A 17613-nucleotide genomic window follows, 5' to 3' on the forward strand; every position below is an offset into this window, starting at 1 on the left:
GAATAGCATGCATTTCTCGCGCTTCTTGACCACTAACCGGCATGCTCCTTGAGCCACGGCATGGGGTCGATCGTCTGGCCGTTGACGATCAATTCGAAGTGCAGATGGGCACCGAAAGAGTGCCCTGTGTTGCCGGTCAGACCGATGGGATCACCCACTTTGACGGTGTCCCCCGTCTTCACCTTCAGGGAGCCGTACTGCATGTGCGCGTAGTGGCTCGTGATGAGCTGACCGTCGATCATGTGGTCGATGTAAACACCCACGCCGTAGCCGGAATCGCTCTCGGTCGCGAGCCGAACGACGCCGTCCGCGATCGCCTGGTTCGGAGCACCGTCGCCGGGGGTGAAGTCGATCCCCTCGTGCATCACACCGTCGCGCACGCCGTAGCCGTAGGACATCCCGGTTCCCACCGCGAAGGGCCACTGGATCGCAGCCGTCGGATCGTTGATGAAGACGGCGGTCGAGTATGCGATTCCGGTCTCCGCAGCCACCTGCGCGCCGGTCAGAACCTGGTAGTCCCCGGACCGCTCCACGTCCGTGTTCAGCGCTTGATCGGAGACGACGAACGCCGGGATCCCGGCATCCGTTGCCTCGGCAGGGACCGCTGAGGTCTCCCGGGACCCCTCCGCGACGACGAGCGGTGACCCGGGCAGCGCCATGCCCACCACGAGAGCGCAGGCGACGCCGATCACCCCGACCGAGAGCGAGGTGGTCGTGACGCGGCGGAAGTTGGACCGCGCGCGTCGGGGCTCGGTGCCGAGGTAGTCCGGCGCGGGCTCGTCCGCGAGCGCGACCTCCGGCTCGGCCGGTGGTACGGCGGCGACCCCGAACATCGCCGACGCGGCGGCGAACTCATCCGCCGCCGGGACGCTGACGTCTTCCACTGCGGGAGCTTGGGGCGCCCCCTCCGGGCCGGACGGAGCCTCCGCGCGCGACACTGCGGTGTCGATCGGGCGCGTCGCGAGGAGGGATGAGTCCGGCTCATTCGCGGGCGCGAGCGCGCCGTCGCCCACGGCGGCCGACGGCGCCCGGAGAGCACCCCGGGCGGCGCGGCGAGTGAGAGCGACCGGTGTCTCAGCCGGTGCCGTGACGGTCTCGGAACCACGTTCACGGAGGGAGCGACGGGTCACGGCCGGAGTGGCACCGGACGTCTCGGGCACGCGGGAAGCACCGTGGTGGGGGTGTTCAGACGACAATGCGGGGCCTCGGGTCATGCGCCGGGGGCAGATGGCGCATCGGATGGGGTGGGTCGCGTCCGTCGGTGGGGAGACGACGCAACGGGTAGAACACTACCGGCTCACGCCCGAGAGAATCGGGTGAGCACGACTTCTGTTCAAACCTGGTCGAGACGAGCCCGCAGGTCCTCCGTCACCCACGCGGCACTGGCCACGATGAGGGGCCGCTCGGCATCGGGTTCGAGGATCGCGACGTCCCCCCCGGCCTCGGTCACCAGCAGTGCCCCGGCGGCGTGGTCCCACGGCTTCAGACCGCGCTCGAAGTAGGCGTCCATCCGGCCTGCGGCCACATAGGCGAGGTCGATCGATGCGGCACCCATGCGGCGGATGCCGCGAGCCAGGGGCATCGCCGAGGCCAGCAGCGCGAGATCAGCGGTGTACGTGGCGCGGTCGTAACCGAACCCGGTGGCCAGGAGAGCCCCCGCCGGTTCCCGATCCGCGGTGACGTGAAGCCGCCGGTCTCCGAGCCACGCGCCACCCCCGGCGACGGCGTGGAACCGCTCGCGGGTCGCCGGCACGTCCACCACGCCGACCTGCGCCGTCCACTCCCCCGGACGCGGTTCCCCCGTGACCGCGGCGATGCTGACTCCGTACAGGGGAATACCCGCCGCGTAGTTGACGGTGCCGTCGATGGGGTCGACGATCCAGGTGATGCCGCTCGTTCCGGCGGTGTGACCGGTCTCCTCACCGAGGAAGCCGTCGTCCGGGCGGTGCCGCTCGATGCGCTCACGGATGAGCCCTTCGACCTCGCGGTCCGCCGCCGTCACGATGTCGGCGAGTGTCGACTTCGTCGCGGCGATGTCGACGCCCTCCGCGCGCCGCAATGCTGCGAGGCTCCCCGCATCGGCGGCCAGGTCAAGGGCGAACGCGTGCAGCGCGGCGAGATCCATGAAGCCACCCTATGGTGCCGGGTCGGCCGGACCCGGACATGGAGGCCGCGTCACTCCGGAGTGTCCTCATCACCGCCGACGTGCGGCTCGCCGGCAGCGGCCCCAGCAGGCGGCGGAGGGGTCGCGCCGGGCACGACCGGCGGCGGCACAGGTGCGGACGCGGGGGCGTTCGCCGGACGCTGAGGTTCTGCCGGCCGTGGGCCGACGGATGCGGGATTCTGCGGCGGGACCGGGAACTGCTGCGACCTCGGGCCACTCGGCGGCGAGGGTTGACCGTACGCCGGGTTCACCGGCGCGGCGGGGTATCCCGGCGCGCCGCCCGCCGGGTAGGCATACCCGGGCTGGGACGGAGCCTGACCCGCGTACCCAGGCTGCACGGCCGGCTGCGTCGGATAGCCGTACCCGGGTCCAGCGGGAGACTGACCCGCGTACCCCGGCTGGACCGGAGCCTGCGCCGGATAGACGTATCCGGGCTGAGCCGGAGGCTGACCGGGATATCCGGGCTGGGACGGAGCCTGACTCGGATATCCGGGCTGGGCGGGAGCCTGCGCCGGGTAGGAGTATCCCGGCTGACCTGGCGCCTGCCCCGCATAACCCGGAGCGCCCGGCGACGTGAATGCCGCGACGTCCGGGCGCACCGGCGCGGCCGCGACCTGCGCGTGCTGAGCCTGCTGTGGACGCGCCGCGACACCGGCCACGGTGGCACGTCCGGTGAAGTACGCCTGCGTGTCCGGCGTACCGTCCGGGAGAGCGGGCAGGGGCGTCCGGCCGTCAGCGTACGTCGGCCACGCCGAGGCGACCGCCGGTCGCGGCCGCTTCGGCGCGAAGAGCGCGTTGACCAAGGGCATCAGCGCCGAGCCGACGAAGCCGAGGATCGCGAGCGAGATGACGATGCGCCAGTAGATCTCGGGGTAGGTGAAGTTGCGCGGGAACAGCAGGTTGAAGACCAGGAGCGCACCGAGCACCACCACGAGCGCGGACGTCGCCCACGTCACGGCACGATTGAACGTGCTCGGCACGCGCTGTGCGGCCTTCCACATGATCCGCTGGTGCAGCAGGACGAGCTGGACCACCAGGACGATGCCGACGAACTCGAAGAACCGTGCGGCACCGGTGCCCCACTCGGCGTCGCCGGGGTCCGGAACCCAGATCTTGATGGCACCGGCGAGCAGGCACAGGACCCAGGCCGCCATGCTCGCGACGACCAACCACTGCGGCCGGTTCTCCGCGAGGCTCACCTCGAGCAGGCTGACACCGGCGAACGCCGTCAGCAGGAGGATGGTCAGGAACGCGCGCCCGATGATGTCGTTCTGATCACCGATCATCACCCAGATCACGCACACGATGGCGGACAGGACGATGGCCCCGATGGCGATCCAGATCGCGCCCCGCACCAGCCGGGTCTGATTGGAAGAGGTGGACTGCTTGTCGCTCATGACGCGCCTTCCTTCCGGAGCAGCCGGACACCGCCCCCCTGCGTCCATCGTGCCACTGACGGCCATCGCGACGCGGATTTCCTCCCCGGCAGCCAGAAAAACGACCCGGGGAGGAGCGGCTGTCCGGTGTCGACCGCCGGCACGTCACCGCTCGCGGGTCCACCGGAAACGGTAGCGGCCCGGATGCTGATGCTCAGCGGTCCGGGCCGTTCTCGATCTGTTGGTGGCGAGTGAGGGATTCGAACCCCCGAATGCAGTGCAGGCTGATTTACAGTCAGCTCCCTTTGGCCACTTGGGTAACTCGCCAGGTGCGCATCCGCCCGACTTGTACAGACAAGCAGAGGCGCGAGTAACGATATTACCGGTAACCGGGCCCGGCGTGAAATCGCCAGGTCGGTCGGTAATTCATGTTCCGATGTGATCGAGCTCGGGACCGTCCTTCGGCACGCGCAGGAGAGCTCCCGCGTGCCGACAGGTGGCGGCCGCGACGAGCATGGCGCGCTGCAGCGCATGAGACCACTCAACCTGGTCCGGATTCGGCGCGGCCAGGAGGGAGGCGGCGACGGACGCCAGGGTCGCGTCACCGGCGCCCATGGTGTCGATGATCGGCCCGGGCAGCACGGCGACCGGCTCGCGAACGTCGACACCGCCAGCGACGACCGTGGCGCCACCCGCTCCGGCCGTGGCGAGCACCGCGGGCACGCCGTCGGCGCGCAACCGCGCGGTCAGGTCCGCAAGTGGTATGCCGAACAGCAACGCGGCGTCATCGTCGCCGACCTTCACGAGAGCGGACCGGGAAGAGACCGCGGCGAACCCTCGAACGAACTCCGCGCGGTCGTTCATCATCCCGGCGCGCGGATTCGGGTCGAGCAGGACCGGCGGAGCGTCGGCGAGCGCCGCGAGAAGGTCGGCGGTCTGCTCCCGATCGTCGAGAGCGACGCAGCTGATCACGACCAACGGCGCCGCGGCGATGGCGGCGCGCTCGGAAGCGCCGTAGCGAATCCGCCGACCCTGCGCGGACGGGTTGAAGGTATAGCGCGGCTCCCCGCTCGGACCGCGTTCGCTGATCGCGCGTGCGGAGCCGAGCGATGCCGGAGTGGCGATCAACTCGACACCGGCGTCGGTCAAGACCGTGCGGATCCGGTCCCCCGCCTCGTCGTCACCCACCATGGCGATGAGCGTCGCCGGGACGCCGAGCACACGGAGTCCGACCGCGACGTTCAGCGCCGCTCCCCCGACGAACTCGCGCACGCCGTGCTCGTCTCGCATCTCGTCAATGAGCGCATCACCGATGACGACCACGCGTCCGGTCATGAGTCCGCCACCACGCGCCGGACGAACGCCTCGGCACGGGCGCGGGTGCCGTCGATGCGATGGTCGACGCTGCCGCGCACCTCCCCCGGTGCCAGCGGGTGCGCCAACCGCACGTTGTCGTGGCACGACAGATCCCGGCACATGTAGGCGCCGACGCTGTCACCGCGCGCACCGGCGGCCCCCGCGCGGCGGGCCGTCATCATGGTGACCTGATCACCCGGCTGCATGAGGTGACAGATGTCGCACAGTCCGGCGCGGGCCCGCGAGTTGCCGGACGCGGGACGCAGCACCACGCCGTACACACGGTCGTCGAACTCCACGAAGAGGAAGGGCCGATGGGCGTCATGCGGATGCTGGAAACCGGTGAAGTCGGTGTGGTCCCAGTCGTGCACGAGGAAGGCGGTCGGCACCTCGAAAAGCCGACGGTCGGTGTCGGTGGCGTTGACGAGCGACGCGCGAGCGTCGTCGGCGGTCAGGGGACGCATGGAACCTCCGGGACGGGATCGTCAGTCTATGACGACGCCCGTGCACACGCGTCACACGACATGAACGCCGGGGAGGCGCCAGGCGGCGAAGGTCGGCCCGTCGCACTCGAGGAGAACCCCGCCGTCGTGGCCGAAGGCGAGCAGCGCTTCGCCGGTCAGCGGCTCCGCATCCTCGACCCCGGACAGCGCGAGCGGGTCGAGCTCGATCGCCGCCGCGCCGCGCGCGGCGAGGACGAGCACCGTCTCGTCGGCGGACTCCCGGACGAACACGATCGCCTCCGCGCCGGCGTGCACGAACCGCAGGCCACCGGTCGCGAGCACGGCGTGGTCCCGACGCAGCGCGATGAGCTCGCGGTACAGGGCCATCCGCTCGGTGATCGCGGGGTCGGTGCGGCTGTCCCACGGGATCGGCGTTCGGCTGGACTCGCCGTCGGCACCGGTGAGACCGAACTCGTCGCCGGCGAACACGACCGGAAGACCCGGCAGCGTCATCGCGAGGCCCACGGCGACCGGGATCGTGCCGGGAGCGGCGTTCGTCGCGAACCGTGCGGTGTCGTGCGTGTCCAGCGGTTGCATGTTGCCAAGACGCACACGCCACGGGATCCCGGCGGTGAAGCGGGTGATGGCCGCGACGACCTCAGCGCCGTCATACCGCGGAATCCCTCCGATCGGCTGCGTGAAGAACCATGGTTCGGTCGACGTGGAACCGTCCGCTTCGAGGTAGGGGGTGCCGGTGGGCTCGCTCAGCCAGCCCCACACCGGACGGGTGAACGAGGGGTAGGTCATCGCACCATGCCAGGCGTCGCCCTGCAGATCGCTCTGCGCGTCGTTCGTCGACTCGCCGAGCAGGATCGTGTCGGGGTTGACCGCCGTCATCGTCTCCCGCAGGGTCTGCCGAACGTCCGCGTTCAGGTCGATCGCGCCGAGCCGCCCGGTCATGTTGGCGACGTCGATGCGCCATCCGTCGATGCCGAACGGGGCCTTCAGCCAGTGCGCGACCACCGAGTCCGCGCCCTCGATGAAGCGGCGGCGGAGCTCCGCGGAGGACCAGTCGAACTTCGGCAGGCTGCTGTAGCCGAGCCACGACTCATAGGCCGTGTTGTCCGCGTTCGTGAAGTAATAGAAGGAACTCTCCGGCGCATCCGGATGTCCGTACGCGGCTCGGAACCATTCGTGCCGGTCACCGGAGTGGTTGCTGGTGAGGTCGCCGATGATGCGCATCCCGCGCTCGTGGACCGCCGCGATCAGGCGCTGGTACGCCTCGTCCCCGCCGAGCAACGGGTCGACTGTGGCGAAGGATGACGCGTCGTAGCGGTGGTTCGACGCGGCCGGGAAGACGGGCGTGAGGTAGACCAGGTCGACACCGAGCCCCTGCAGGTGGTCGAGGTGCTCGATGATGCCGTCCAGATCGCCGCCGTAGAACTGCGCGACCCGTCCCGGCATGACCGGGTCGACCGGATCCGTCCATGCCGCCGGAATCGCCCAGTCCGGCGTCGGACGATCATCCGCACCGGTGGATCGCGCGAAGCGGTCCGGGAAGATCTGGTACATCACTGACGTGTGCAGCCAGGCGGGCGGAGCCGGGTGGGCGACGAGGGCGAAGTCCTCGGCGTCCAGGGTCTCCCCCGTGTGCAGGCCGGACTGATTCAGCCAGTGCACGGCGCCGTCCTCGTGCACGAAGACGAACCGGTACCCGTGCCGCGGGTTCGCGACACGGACCTCGGCCTCCCACCACTCCCAGCCGGGCGTCGAGCCGACGCGGGTCGCGTCCGTCCAGGCCGGCTCGTGGTCGGGGTTCGACCGGGTGCGGACAGCACGCAACGGCCCATAGGTCTCCGGCACGCGTACGCGGACCCGCACCTGGTCGCCGAGGGCCGGAGCGGAATCCGAGACGTACAGCGGGGAGCCGTCATGGTGGGGCAGGGGGTGCGTCACGGGTACCTCTCCCGGCGACGGCGCTGTGCCGAACGCCGTCGCCGCGCCACAGTCTAGGTGCAGCTCACAACACACGCGCCGCGCGCTTGCGCCCCTCACGCGGACACCTGCTGGATACACTGGGCGCATGGCTGACAGTTCGTTCGACATCGTTTCCAAGGTGGACCACCAGGAGGCCGATAACGCCCTCAACCAGGCACGCAAGGAAGTCGAGCAGCGCTACGACTTCAAGGGCACCGATGCGTCCATCGAGTGGTCCGGCGAGTCGATCCTGATCAAGGCGAACTCCGAGGAGCGTGCCAAGGCCGTCCTCGACGTGTTCCAGTCGAAGCTCATCAAGCGCGGCATCTCGCTGAAGAGCCTGGAGACCGGTGACCCGACGCCCTCCGGCAAGGAGGTGCGCATCGTGTCCACGCTCAAGGACGGCATCTCGCAGGAGAACGCCAAGAAGATCGGCAAGATCATCCGCGATGAGGGACCGAAGGGCGTCAAGAGTCAGATCCAGGGCGACGAGCTGCGCGTGCAGTCCAAGAGCCGCGACGATCTGCAGGAGGTCATTCGTCTGCTGAAGGCCGCCGACCTCGACGTCGACCTGCAGTTCGTCAACTACCGATAAGACGGCGAGCGGACAGCCGGCGTCGGCTCGTCGCTCCCGCTGAGGACGGGCCGGTCGGCGATGCTGCACCGCCGACCGGCCCGGTCACGTTCGCGCCCTCCGGATGAGTCAGCTGCGCGGCAGCTGACCGATCTTGCCACCGTCCTTGTCCAGCACGGTCAGCGTGTCGCCGTCGACCTGCACGGCGCGGGCCTTACGGAGCCAATCGTCCACGCCTTTGCACGCCTTCTGCGTGGAGGTGACCTGGGAGAGCTTCACACCGTCGCGATCGGTGTCGGCGGCGTACTTGCCGAGAAGGCTGTTGCACCCGTCACTGCCGCTGAACGAGCCGTCCGACGCGAACTCGAGGAACGGCTTGCCACCGTCTGCCGACCACTTCGTCGAGTCGAGGGCAGCGACCTGCGCGTCCGAGCTGCCGAGTCCGCCCGTCGGAGAGGATTCACCTCCGCCGGCCGTCGGCGTACCGCATGCGGTCAAGGCCAGTCCGGTCAGCAGGAGCGCTGCACCGGCGATCAGAATCTTCTTCATTGGAACTTCCTCATCAAACTATTTCGGCCTGATCCGGCCAAAGTTCACTGGTCATCTCGATCTTCTCCTATTTTGGGACAAGTGCCATATGTACGGGGCACCGCGAGGTGGGTTTGATCGCGGTTCTGAACCGGCGTCTGGTGTCCTCCAACGATGCAGAGAAGAGACGATGAACCGCAGCACAATTCGCGTCGGCGCGATCGGCGCCACCGCAGGAATCACCCTTGCCCTCGCCGGTGGCTTCGCCGCTCAGGCGAGCCAGACCGATGCCGCCCCCACTGATGGCGCGGCATACGACCAGGCCGCCCAGGCCGCTCTGACCAGCGACCCGAACCTCCGTGGTGTGGGTGTCGGCGCCGACGACACCGTCGTTCTCTACACCACGGTGCCCGCGTCTGAACTGACCGGTGCGGCAGCGGATCTCGCCGCGAAGGACAACGCCGTGGTCACGCAGCTGACGGCTGCGCCCGAGCTGTACTCGAAGAACGACGTCGTCGGCGGTGCCGGCTACATCATGAACGGCCCCTCGGGGACGTACGCGTGCTCCATCGGCTTCTCGGCATGGACGCCGACCGGCGACCCCGGCTTCCTCTCCGCCGGCCACTGCACCAGCGACGGGGCGAACACGACCAGCATTCTGTCCGACCCCGCGAAGGATCCGGCGAACGGCGGACCCGGCTGGGTGGAGACGGAATCCCTCGGTCAGCTGGAGTTCTCGCAGTTCGGTGGCCCCGGCAACACGCTCGGCGCCGACGGCGACAACAACTCGGTCGACATCTCCGCATGGAAGATCACCAACGCCGCCCTGACGGCCCGTCCGGCAGTGACCGACTGGACGACGGCGAGCACCGGCGATCTGTACGCCGGCTCGACCACGATCACCTCGGTCGGCAAGGCGAAGCTCGGCGACACCGCCGAGCGGTCCGGTCGTACCACCGGACACACGTCCGGAAAGGTCGTCGCCGTCGACCTGTGGCTGTCCTACGACAATGACGAGAACAACCCCGGCTCCGACAAGCGTTTCGTCAAGGGCTTCGCCACCACAGCGGTCAGCGACCACGGCGACTCCGGCGGCGCGTTCTGGGTCGGCCACACCGCCGTCGGCACCCTGACGGGTGGCGCAAGCGACGGAGTCAATGAGTACTCCTTCGCCGCCGACCTCGAGACGAGTCTGGCGACCACCGGCGGTTTCACGGTGATGCTGTTCATCGATGCTCCGGTCGTGACGACCGCGAAGGGTGCGGAGGTCGCTCCGGGCGGCGCCGTGAAGGGTCCCGGCCCCGCCGGTAAGACCCTCGTCGTGACCCCGGCTTCGGGCGACCAGATCACCACGAAGATCGACGACTCCGGCAACTGGAGCTTCAACGTTCCGGCCGACGCCGACCCCGACGCCGACGCCGACCGCGACGGCCACGCCGACGCCGACGCCGACCGCGACGGCCACGCCGACGCCGACGCCGACGCCGACGCCGACCGCCACGGCCACGCCGACGCCGACGCCGACCGCGACGGCCACGCCGACGCCCACCGCGACCGCGACGGCCACGCCGATCCCGACGACGCCGCCGACGACCGCGCCGACCGCAACGCCGACCAAGACCGCCGGCCCGGGCCTGCCCGTCACCGGTCAGGACGCCCCCATCGGCGTCGGTGTCGGTGCGCTGGCCGCGCTCGTCGGTGGAGCCGTCCTGCTCGCCGCCCGCCGCATCCGTGCGGCCAAGCGCTGAGCAACACACAGCACTGATCTGAACTGATCAGAACGGAGGGCCCGTGGCATACGCCACGGGCCCTCTCGGCGTCTCCACCAGGCCGCGACCCACGACGTCTTCGAAGTGCGTGAAAGGTTCCTCATCGAACGACCACCGAATTCGGAGCCCTCGATTTTCATGTGATGCATACATACGTCTATGGTTTCTCGAAGTGCCAAGCGCCCTGGGGGACGGCGATCGGTTCACACTGCGCAGTCTCTCGGTCGGTTGGTGTCCTCCCATCGATTCAGAGAAGAGACCATGAAACGCAGCACCATTCGCGTCGGCGCCATCGGCGCGACCGCAGGACTGACGCTCGCGCTCGCTGGTAGCCTCGTCCCGCTCGCGGCTCAGGCCGACGCGGCGGACCTTGCTCCCACTGAGGGTGAGGCGTACAACGCCACGGCCAAGGCCGTCATGACCGAGCAGGAAGACGTCACGGCAGTCGGTAAGGATGCCGACAACAACGTCGTTCTGTTCACGACGGTCGCCAAGAGCAAGCTCGAGGGCAAGGCCAAGGCGCTCGCCGCCAAGGACAACGTCGTCATCGTGCAGCTGAAGGCGGCTCCGGAGCTGTACTCCGCTGATGACGTGGTCGGCGGCGCCGGCTACATCATGCACGGCAGCGCCGGCACGTTCGCGTGCTCCATCGGTTTCTCGGCCTGGACGCCCTCCGGCGCCCCGGGCTTCCTCTCGGCGGGTCACTGCACCTCGGACGGCGCCAACACCACGAGCGTCCTCTCCAACCCCGCTGATGACCCCGCCGCCGGTGGTCCGGGCTGGGTCGATGGTGCTTCGCTCGGCAGCCTCGACTTCGCTCAGTTCGGTGGAGCGAACAACAGCGGTGGCGCGAACCAGGACAAGAACTCCATCGACATCTCGGCCTGGAAGCTGACGAACTCGGCTCTGACCGCGCGTCCGGCAGTGACCAACTGGACGACGGCCAGCACTGGCGACCTCTACGCGGGCTCGAGCAAGATCACGGCCGTGGGCAAGGCCAAGATCGGCGACACCCTGGAGCGCGCCGGCCGTACGACCGGTTACGACAAGGGCACCGTGCGGTTCGTCGACGTGTGGAACCGTTACATCGGTGACGACAACGCTCCCGACAAGGACCCCCGCTGGGTCTACGGCTTCGCGTCCACCAACCACAGCGACCACGGTGACTCCGGTGGCGCGATGTGGGTCGGCGAGACCGCCGTCGGCACCCTGACCGGTGGCGCGGAGGACACTGCGGGCAACGAGCTCACCTTCGGCGCCGACCTGCAGGCGGGCCTCTCCCACACGGGTGGTTACACGGTGATGCTGTTCATCGATGCTCCGGTCGTGACGACCGCGAAGGGTGCGGAGGTCGCTCCGGGCGGCGCCGTGAAGGGTACCGGCCCCGCCGGTAAGACCCTCGTCGTGACCCCGGCTTCGGGCGACCAGATCACCACGAAGATCGACGACTCCGGCAACTGGAGCTTCAACGTTCCGGCCGACGCCGCAGCAGCGGGCAAGACGTACGCCGGAACCACCTGGAGCTTCTCGGCTCTGGCCAAGGACGACGGCTACAACAAGTCCGCGTCCGTCGAGTCCAACGTCGTGATCACCGCGGCCACCCCGACGCCGACGCCGACCCCGACGCCGACCGCCACGCCGACCCCGACCCCGACGCCGACGCCGACCGCGACGGCCACGCCGACGCCGACGCCGACCGCGACGGCCACGCCGACGCCGACGCCGACGCCGCCGCCGACCCCCACGCCCACGCCGCCCCCGCCGCCGCCCGCGCCGCCCACCCCCGACCCCGACGCCGACGCCGACCGCGACGGCCACGCCGACGCCGACGCCGACCGCGACGGCCACGCCGACGCCGACGCCGACGCCGACGCCGACCGCCACGGCCACGCCGACCCCGACGCCGACCGCGACGGCCACGCCGACGCCCACCGCGACCGCGACGGCCACGCCGATCCCGACGACGCCGCCGACGACCGCGCCGACCGCAACGCCGACCAAGACCGCCGGCCCGGGCCTGCCCGTCACCGGTCAGGACGCCCCCATCGGCGTCGGTGTCGGTGCACTGGCCGCGCTCCTCGGTGGAGCCGTCCTGCTCGCCGCCCGCCGCATCCGTGCGGCCAAGCGCTGAGCAACACACAGCACTGATCTGAACTGATCAGAACGGAGGGCCCGTGGCATACGCCACGGGCCCTCTCGGCGTCCCTGCCGGCGATCACGGTCCGTAATGTGCCTCGGAGTCTCACGCATCTGATTCCGAGCCGGCACGCGCTGTGACCCACCCACTTACGGAGGGTCACAGCGGCAGAGTCGGAAAGCGTCGCGTCGAGCCCCACGCCCTCGGCCCAGAGAGCATCGTCGAAGAAACAAGCGCTTTGAAAAACGCCGCCGCGCGAGCGCGGCGTCCGCCCCCCTGACACCGACAGCACCCCACGGTTTTCCCCACACCCGAGGAGTTCGATCGACATGTCCTCCCGTCCCTCCCCCCGGTCGAGACTCGCCGCGGCCCTCCTGGGTCTGACCACCGTCTTCCTGGCGATCGCCGTCACGCCGGCGCCCACGGCTCACGCGGCGACCGGATCGACGCTGTCCACCGAGACGTTCCAGGGGCCCACCGCCCAGGACCCGAATTGGCTCGCCCTCGGCGACGCATGTCTGACCGCAGCAGTGCCGGGATCGGCGGCACCGAGCGGAGTGTCTGACCTCGGCGGATGCACGCACGTGGTGGATTCGCCCACCAACATGGGCTCCGGGAGCGACGGCTTCCTGCAGCTGACCGACAACTCCACTTACCGGTCGGGGGCAGCCGTCCTCAATCGCGCCTTCCCGAACACCGCGGGGTTGAGGGTGTCGTTCTACGCCTATCAGTACGCGGACCCGCCGACCGACACGGGTTCCAGCGCAGCCGACGGCATCAGCGTGTTCCTCACCGACGGGTCGTATTCACTCACCGAGCCGGGTGCATACGGTGGCGCCCTCGGTTACGCCAGCCTCGTCACCCCGGTCGCCCCGGGTGGGGTGTCGCCGGGTGTCGACAACGGCTACCTCGGGGTCGGTCTGGACGTCTTCGGCAACTATTCCGCCCAACCCAACGTCGGAGCCTCATGTCCGACGGCCAACGGCAACGTCAAACAGCCCAACAACGTCGCACTTCGCGGTCCCGGCAACGGCGTCGAAGGATACTGCCTCGTGAAGAACACGCCCTACGCCGCCCTCGTGAACGCCCCGGCGGTGGCGCCGGGCGGCGCCCAGGGCACACCGCAGCTCGTGACGGTCACGGTCTCGCCCACGACGCCGGACGATCCCTACCCCACGATCACGCTCGACATCAACGGCACCGTCCTGATCCAGGAGCAGCTGAGCACGGCTGCACCGGCAACACTCAAGATGGGTTTCGGGGCGGCCACCGGTGCAGGGCGACAGGTGCATCTGGTCCGCCTCGAGTCCGTGGAATCCGTCAATCCTCTGGGCGCGGTGAACCTGGTGAAGACCGTGAACCACCTCGACGTCGGCGGGACGGACCAGACCGTCTTCACGGAGGGCGACAGCGTCCCGTACAGCTTCCTGGTGACCAACAGCGGCGTCGAAGCCTTGCATGATCTGGTCGTCACAGACCCGAAGGTCCCCGACATCACCTGCCCGAAGACGACCCTGGAACCCGCCTCGTCGATGACGTGCTTCGGCACGTACGCGCAGGTCACAGCGGCGGACACCGCGGCCGGCGCGATCACCAACACCGCTGCGGTGAGCGGCACCTCCAGCGCGGGGGTCGCCGTGTCCGACGACTCCACGGCGGTCACACCGACGTACCAATCCGCCCTGCTGTCGGTCACGAAGGCCGTCACCGGCGATGACCCGGCCGCCGTACCACCGGATACGACCTTCACCGTCAACTACTCGTACCCGGCCGGCGAGTACGTCCCGGCGAGCGTGGACGCCGCCGGTACCCCCAACGGCTATCCGGCAGGCGAGGGGCAACTCACCGTCGCACCGAACGGCACCGCCACGACGACGGATCGTATCCCGACCGGTGCCGTCGTCACGCTGGCGGAAGCCGATCGCACGAACGTCGACGGGCACACGTGGGGAGACCCGGAGTTCTCCGAGAACCCGGTGACGGTCGGCGAGACCGGCTCGACCGATGTCACGCTCTCCAACCCGCTGAACGTGATCCCGGATCCGTCCATCGGCATCGAGAAGTCCGCCGACCCGTCCGGACCGGAGGACTTCGTCGCCGGTCAGACGATCACGTACTCATTCCGGGTGACGAACACCGGCAACGTGCCCCTGAGCGGAGTGCGCGTGGACGAGACCGCCTTCACGGGCTCCGGCACGATGTCCGCGATCGTCTGTCCGGAGGACGTCATTCCTCGCGGTGGGGAAACCGTCTGCACGGCGACGTACACGCTGACGCAGACGGACATCGATACCGGGGTGGTGCGCAACACCGCGACCGCGACCGGATCAGACCCCGGCGGCACGGATGTGACCTCACCGGAGTCCAGTGTTGAGATCCCCGCTGCCCCGGCCCCCGCCCTCACCCTCGCAAAGACCGCCGACCCCACCACCGTCACTACCGCCGGTGAAACCGTGACGTACTCGTTCCTGCTCACCAACACCGGCAACGTCACCCTCACCGACGTCGGCGTCACCGAAACCGACTTCACCGGAACCGGGGACCTGTCCGCCATCGACTGCCCGACCACCACTCTCGCCCCCACGGCCACCACGACCTGCACCGCCACCTACGTCCTCACCCAGGCGGACATCGACGCCGGTGACGTCCGCAACACCGCCACCGGTCACGGCACCCCACCCGGCGACGACCAAGAACCCATCGAATCCGCACCCGACGACTCCACCGTCAACACTCCCGCCGACCCCGCCCTCACCCTGGTCAAGAGCGCCGACCCCACCACCGTCACCACCGCCGGTGAGACCGTGACGTACTCGTTCCTGCTCACCAACACCGGCAACGTCACCCTCACCGACGTCGGCGTCACGGAAACCGGCTTCACCGGAACCGGGGACCTGTCCGCCATCGACTGCCCGGCCACCACCCTCGCCCCCACGGCCACCACGACCTGCACCGCCACCTACGCCCTCACCCAAGCCGACATCGACAACGGAACCCTCACCAACACCGCCACCGGACACGGCACCCCACCCGGCGACGACCAAGAACCCATCGAATCCGCACCCGACGACTCCACCGTCAACACCCCGGCCAACCCCGGCCTCACCATCGTCAAGACCGCCGACCCCACCACCGTCAGCACCGCCGGTGAGACCGTGACGTACTCGTTCCTGCTCACCAACACCGGCAACGTCACCCTCACCGACGTCGGCGTCACCGAAACCGACTTCACCGGAACCGGGGACCTCTCCGCCATCGACTGCCCCGACACCACCCTCGCCCCCGCAGCCACCACGACCTGCACCGCCACCTACGTCCTCACCCAAGCCGACATCGACACAGGCTCGCTGACGAACACCGCCACCGGTCACGGGACCCCGCCGGGCGACGACCAAGAACCCATCGAGTCCGCACCCGACGACTCCACCGTCAACACCCCGGCCAACCCCGGCCTCACCATCGTCAAGAGCGCCGACGTCGAAGCGGCGGACTTCGCAGCCGGACACATCGTCAGATACTCCTTCGTCGTCACCAACACCGGCAACACCACGCTCGATGACATCGCCGTCACTGAGACCGACTTCACCGGCACCGGTGACGTCTCCGCCATCGACTGCCCGACCACCACCCTCGCCCCCGCAGCCACCACCACCTGCACCGCCACCTACGTCCTCACCCAGGCGGACATCGATGCCGGTATCGTCCGCAACACCGCGATCGCGACCGGCACCGCGCCCGACGGCGAGGATGTCCCCTCGAGCGAATCAACCGCCGAAGTGCCGACGGACCCCGCTCCCGCACTCACGCTCACGAAGACCGCCGATCCTGCCACGGTCACCGCAGCGGGCGACGAGGTCACCTACACCTTCGTCGTCACGAACACCGGCAATGTCTCTCTCCACGGCGTGACCATCGACGACACGGACTTCACCGGAACGGGCATCCTCCCGCCCCCAGACTGCCCGGACGCGAGCATCCTGCCCGGCCAGACGCTCACCTGCACCACCGTCTACACGGTCACCCAGGCGGATATCGACGCAGGCGGCGTCACGAACACCGCGGTCGGATCGGGAACGGCACCGGGGGCGGAAGAACCGACGGAGTCCGCCCCCGATGACGCCGCCGTCACGGCGGACCCGGACCGGTCCGTCACCATCACGAAGACCGCGGACACGGCGGAGGTGTCCGCCGTGGGCCAGATCGTCACGTACATCTTCCGCGTGGAGAACACCGGTTCGGTCACCATCACCGATCTCGAGGTGAGCGATACGGACTTCACCGGGACCGGAGAGCTGTCCGCCATCGTCTGCCCGACCGCCACGCTCGCGCCCGGTGAACGGATCGAGTGCCACGCGACCTACACGGTCACGGCGGCGGATCTGGAATCGGGAGAACTGAGCAACACCGCGGTGGTCGGTGCGACGCCCGTCGATGACGAGACGCCGATCACCTCCCCGCCGTCGACGCTGGAGATTCTCGCTGCCGGAGACACCGCCGGGCCGCATGTGGACACCGGTGGCTCCGCCGTCCCCACGACACCGTGGTGGGCCGGACCCGCTGCCGCGCTGATGATCCTCTCCGCGCTGACGACCGTGCTTGTGATCCGGAGGGATCGATCGTGAGCGCAGCCACGGCGTCGACGCGCCGATGGAAGGCGCCCGCCCTCGTCGCCGCCGCTGTGCTCGCGGGTGCTGTGGTCGTGATCGTCGGCATGCTGCTGTCTCCCCGCACGGACGATCTCGTCCACGGCGTCGATCTGACCGGACGGACCGTGACTCTGGACGCGGGCAGCGACCTCACCCCCGCGATCGCGCGCGAGATGAACCCCACGGCGGACACCGGCGAGCGGTTCGTCGTGCCCTCCGTCGGGCTGGATGTCGCACTCGGCGAGCTCACGCTCGTGCACAACACGATCACGCCCCCGGGATTCACGTCCGCCTACGCGGTGCGCAATCTCGGCGTCTCCCCCGCCCACGCCGCCGAGGGGACCGTCTACATCGCGATGCACTCGCTGCGCGATGGTGCGATCGGCCCGGGAAACGCACTGATCAACGTCGACGAGCAACGCTCGAGCGTGGGCGCAGGAGCCGAGATCGACGTCGCCGGCGTCGTGTACACCGTGACCGAGGCCCGCACGATTCGAAAGTCCGACCTCGCCCACGACACCCGCGTCTGGGCGAACACCCCGGACCGACTCGTGGTGATCACCTGCTTGCAGCGCCCCGAGGGCGGGCCATCGACGCAGAATCTCGTCATCACGGCCGAGCGCCCCGCGAGCGGGCATTGACC

At 69.3% G+C, this 17613-nt stretch carries 12 protein-coding genes and 1 tRNA gene; 5 read left to right on the forward strand and 8 right to left on the reverse strand.

Annotated features, from left to right (window positions below; translation table 11 throughout):
• Positions 1 to 32 precede the first annotated feature (32 nt).
• The 7 genes from BN1193_RS10630 to BN1193_RS10660 all read right to left on the reverse strand — a co-directional run bounded on the left by BN1193_RS10630 (position 33) and on the right by BN1193_RS10660 (position 7295).
• On the reverse strand, positions 33 to 884 hold the full coding sequence (locus BN1193_RS10630) for a M23 family metallopeptidase (RefSeq protein ID WP_230206486.1): 852 nt from the start codon (positions 882 to 884) through the stop codon (positions 33 to 35).
• Between the two features lie 449 nt (positions 885 to 1333).
• On the reverse strand, positions 1334 to 2125 hold the full coding sequence (locus BN1193_RS10635; protein ID WP_040166289.1) for an inositol monophosphatase family protein: 792 nt from the start codon (positions 2123 to 2125) through the stop codon (positions 1334 to 1336).
• A 50-nt stretch (positions 2126 to 2175) separates the two neighbouring features.
• A complete protein-coding gene (locus tag BN1193_RS18150; protein WP_052460653.1) occupies positions 2176 to 3561 on the reverse strand; it encodes a hypothetical protein in 1386 nt (461 codons plus the stop codon).
• Between the two features lie 221 nt (positions 3562 to 3782).
• Positions 3783 to 3867: transfer RNA gene (locus tag BN1193_RS10645), tRNA-Tyr, on the reverse strand.
• Between the two features lie 99 nt (positions 3868 to 3966).
• A complete protein-coding gene (locus BN1193_RS10650; RefSeq protein WP_040166291.1) occupies positions 3967 to 4875 on the reverse strand; it encodes a PfkB family carbohydrate kinase in 909 nt (302 codons plus the stop codon).
• Complete coding sequence (locus tag BN1193_RS10655; protein ID WP_040166293.1) at positions 4872 to 5360, reverse strand: FBP domain-containing protein; 489 nt, start codon at positions 5358 to 5360, stop codon at positions 4872 to 4874. The genes BN1193_RS10650 and BN1193_RS10655 overlap by 4 nt, the downstream gene beginning before the upstream one ends.
• 51 nt (positions 5361 to 5411) lie before the next feature.
• Complete coding sequence (locus BN1193_RS10660; protein ID WP_040166294.1) at positions 5412 to 7295, reverse strand: glycoside hydrolase family 13 protein; 1884 nt, start codon at positions 7293 to 7295, stop codon at positions 5412 to 5414.
• A gap of 127 nt (positions 7296 to 7422) precedes the next feature.
• Between BN1193_RS10660 and BN1193_RS10665 the strand changes: the two genes are divergently transcribed.
• On the forward strand, positions 7423 to 7911 hold the full coding sequence (locus BN1193_RS10665; protein ID WP_040166296.1) for a YajQ family cyclic di-GMP-binding protein: 489 nt from the start codon (positions 7423 to 7425) through the stop codon (positions 7909 to 7911).
• A gap of 108 nt (positions 7912 to 8019) precedes the next feature.
• Here the strand turns inward: BN1193_RS10665 and BN1193_RS10670 are convergent, their stop codons facing one another.
• Positions 8020 to 8439, reverse strand: coding sequence for an META domain-containing protein (locus BN1193_RS10670; protein WP_040166298.1), 420 nt, complete (start codon positions 8437 to 8439; stop codon positions 8020 to 8022).
• Between the two features lie 169 nt (positions 8440 to 8608).
• Between BN1193_RS10670 and BN1193_RS18155 the strand changes: the two genes are divergently transcribed.
• The 4 genes from BN1193_RS18155 (at position 8609) to BN1193_RS10690 (ending at position 17611) form a co-directional block, all read left to right on the forward strand.
• Positions 8609 to 10183 (forward strand): S1 family peptidase, encoded by a 1575-nt coding sequence (locus tag BN1193_RS18155; RefSeq protein WP_040166300.1) that lies wholly within the window; start codon positions 8609 to 8611, stop codon positions 10181 to 10183.
• A 265-nt stretch (positions 10184 to 10448) separates the two neighbouring features.
• Positions 10449 to 12335, forward strand: coding sequence for a S1 family peptidase (locus BN1193_RS18160; RefSeq protein WP_040166301.1), 1887 nt, complete (start codon positions 10449 to 10451; stop codon positions 12333 to 12335).
• 318 nt (positions 12336 to 12653) lie between these two features.
• Positions 12654 to 16946, forward strand: coding sequence for a DUF7507 domain-containing protein (locus tag BN1193_RS18435; protein WP_040166303.1), 4293 nt, complete (start codon positions 12654 to 12656; stop codon positions 16944 to 16946).
• The gene (locus tag BN1193_RS10690) at positions 16943 to 17611 is read left to right on the forward strand and encodes a class F sortase (RefSeq protein WP_052460654.1); all 669 of its coding nucleotides are present in this window, start codon (positions 16943 to 16945) and stop codon (positions 17609 to 17611) included. Before BN1193_RS18435 ends, BN1193_RS10690 begins: the two co-directional genes overlap by 4 nt.
• Positions 17612 to 17613: the final 2 nt, after the last annotated feature.

This window comes from Microbacterium gorillae, assembly GCF_000826185.2.
GTDB classification, from domain to species: domain Bacteria; phylum Actinomycetota; class Actinomycetes; order Actinomycetales; family Microbacteriaceae; genus Microbacterium; species Microbacterium gorillae.

What these genes read in the sequence shown, in the direction of transcription:
- BN1193_RS18150 (WP_052460653.1), bottom strand. Translation starts at nt 3,561, where the DNA reads ATGAGCGACAAGCAGTCCACCTCTTCCAATCAGACCCGGCTGGTGCGG.
- BN1193_RS10655 (WP_040166293.1), bottom strand. Translation starts at nt 5,360, where the DNA reads ATGCGTCCCCTGACCGCCGACGACGCTCGCGCGTCGCTCGTCAACGCC.
- BN1193_RS18160 (WP_040166301.1), top strand. Translation starts at nt 10,449, where the DNA reads ATGAAACGCAGCACCATTCGCGTCGGCGCCATCGGCGCGACCGCAGGA.
- BN1193_RS10635 (WP_040166289.1), bottom strand. Translation starts at nt 2,125, where the DNA reads ATGGATCTCGCCGCGCTGCACGCGTTCGCCCTTGACCTGGCCGCCGAT.
- BN1193_RS10665 (WP_040166296.1), top strand. Translation starts at nt 7,423, where the DNA reads ATGGCTGACAGTTCGTTCGACATCGTTTCCAAGGTGGACCACCAGGAG.
- BN1193_RS10670 (WP_040166298.1), bottom strand. Translation starts at nt 8,439, where the DNA reads ATGAAGAAGATTCTGATCGCCGGTGCAGCGCTCCTGCTGACCGGACTG.
- BN1193_RS18435 (WP_040166303.1), top strand. Translation starts at nt 12,654, where the DNA reads ATGTCCTCCCGTCCCTCCCCCCGGTCGAGACTCGCCGCGGCCCTCCTG.
- BN1193_RS18155 (WP_040166300.1), top strand. Translation starts at nt 8,609, where the DNA reads ATGAACCGCAGCACAATTCGCGTCGGCGCGATCGGCGCCACCGCAGGA.
- BN1193_RS10650 (WP_040166291.1), bottom strand. Translation starts at nt 4,875, where the DNA reads ATGACCGGACGCGTGGTCGTCATCGGTGATGCGCTCATTGACGAGATG.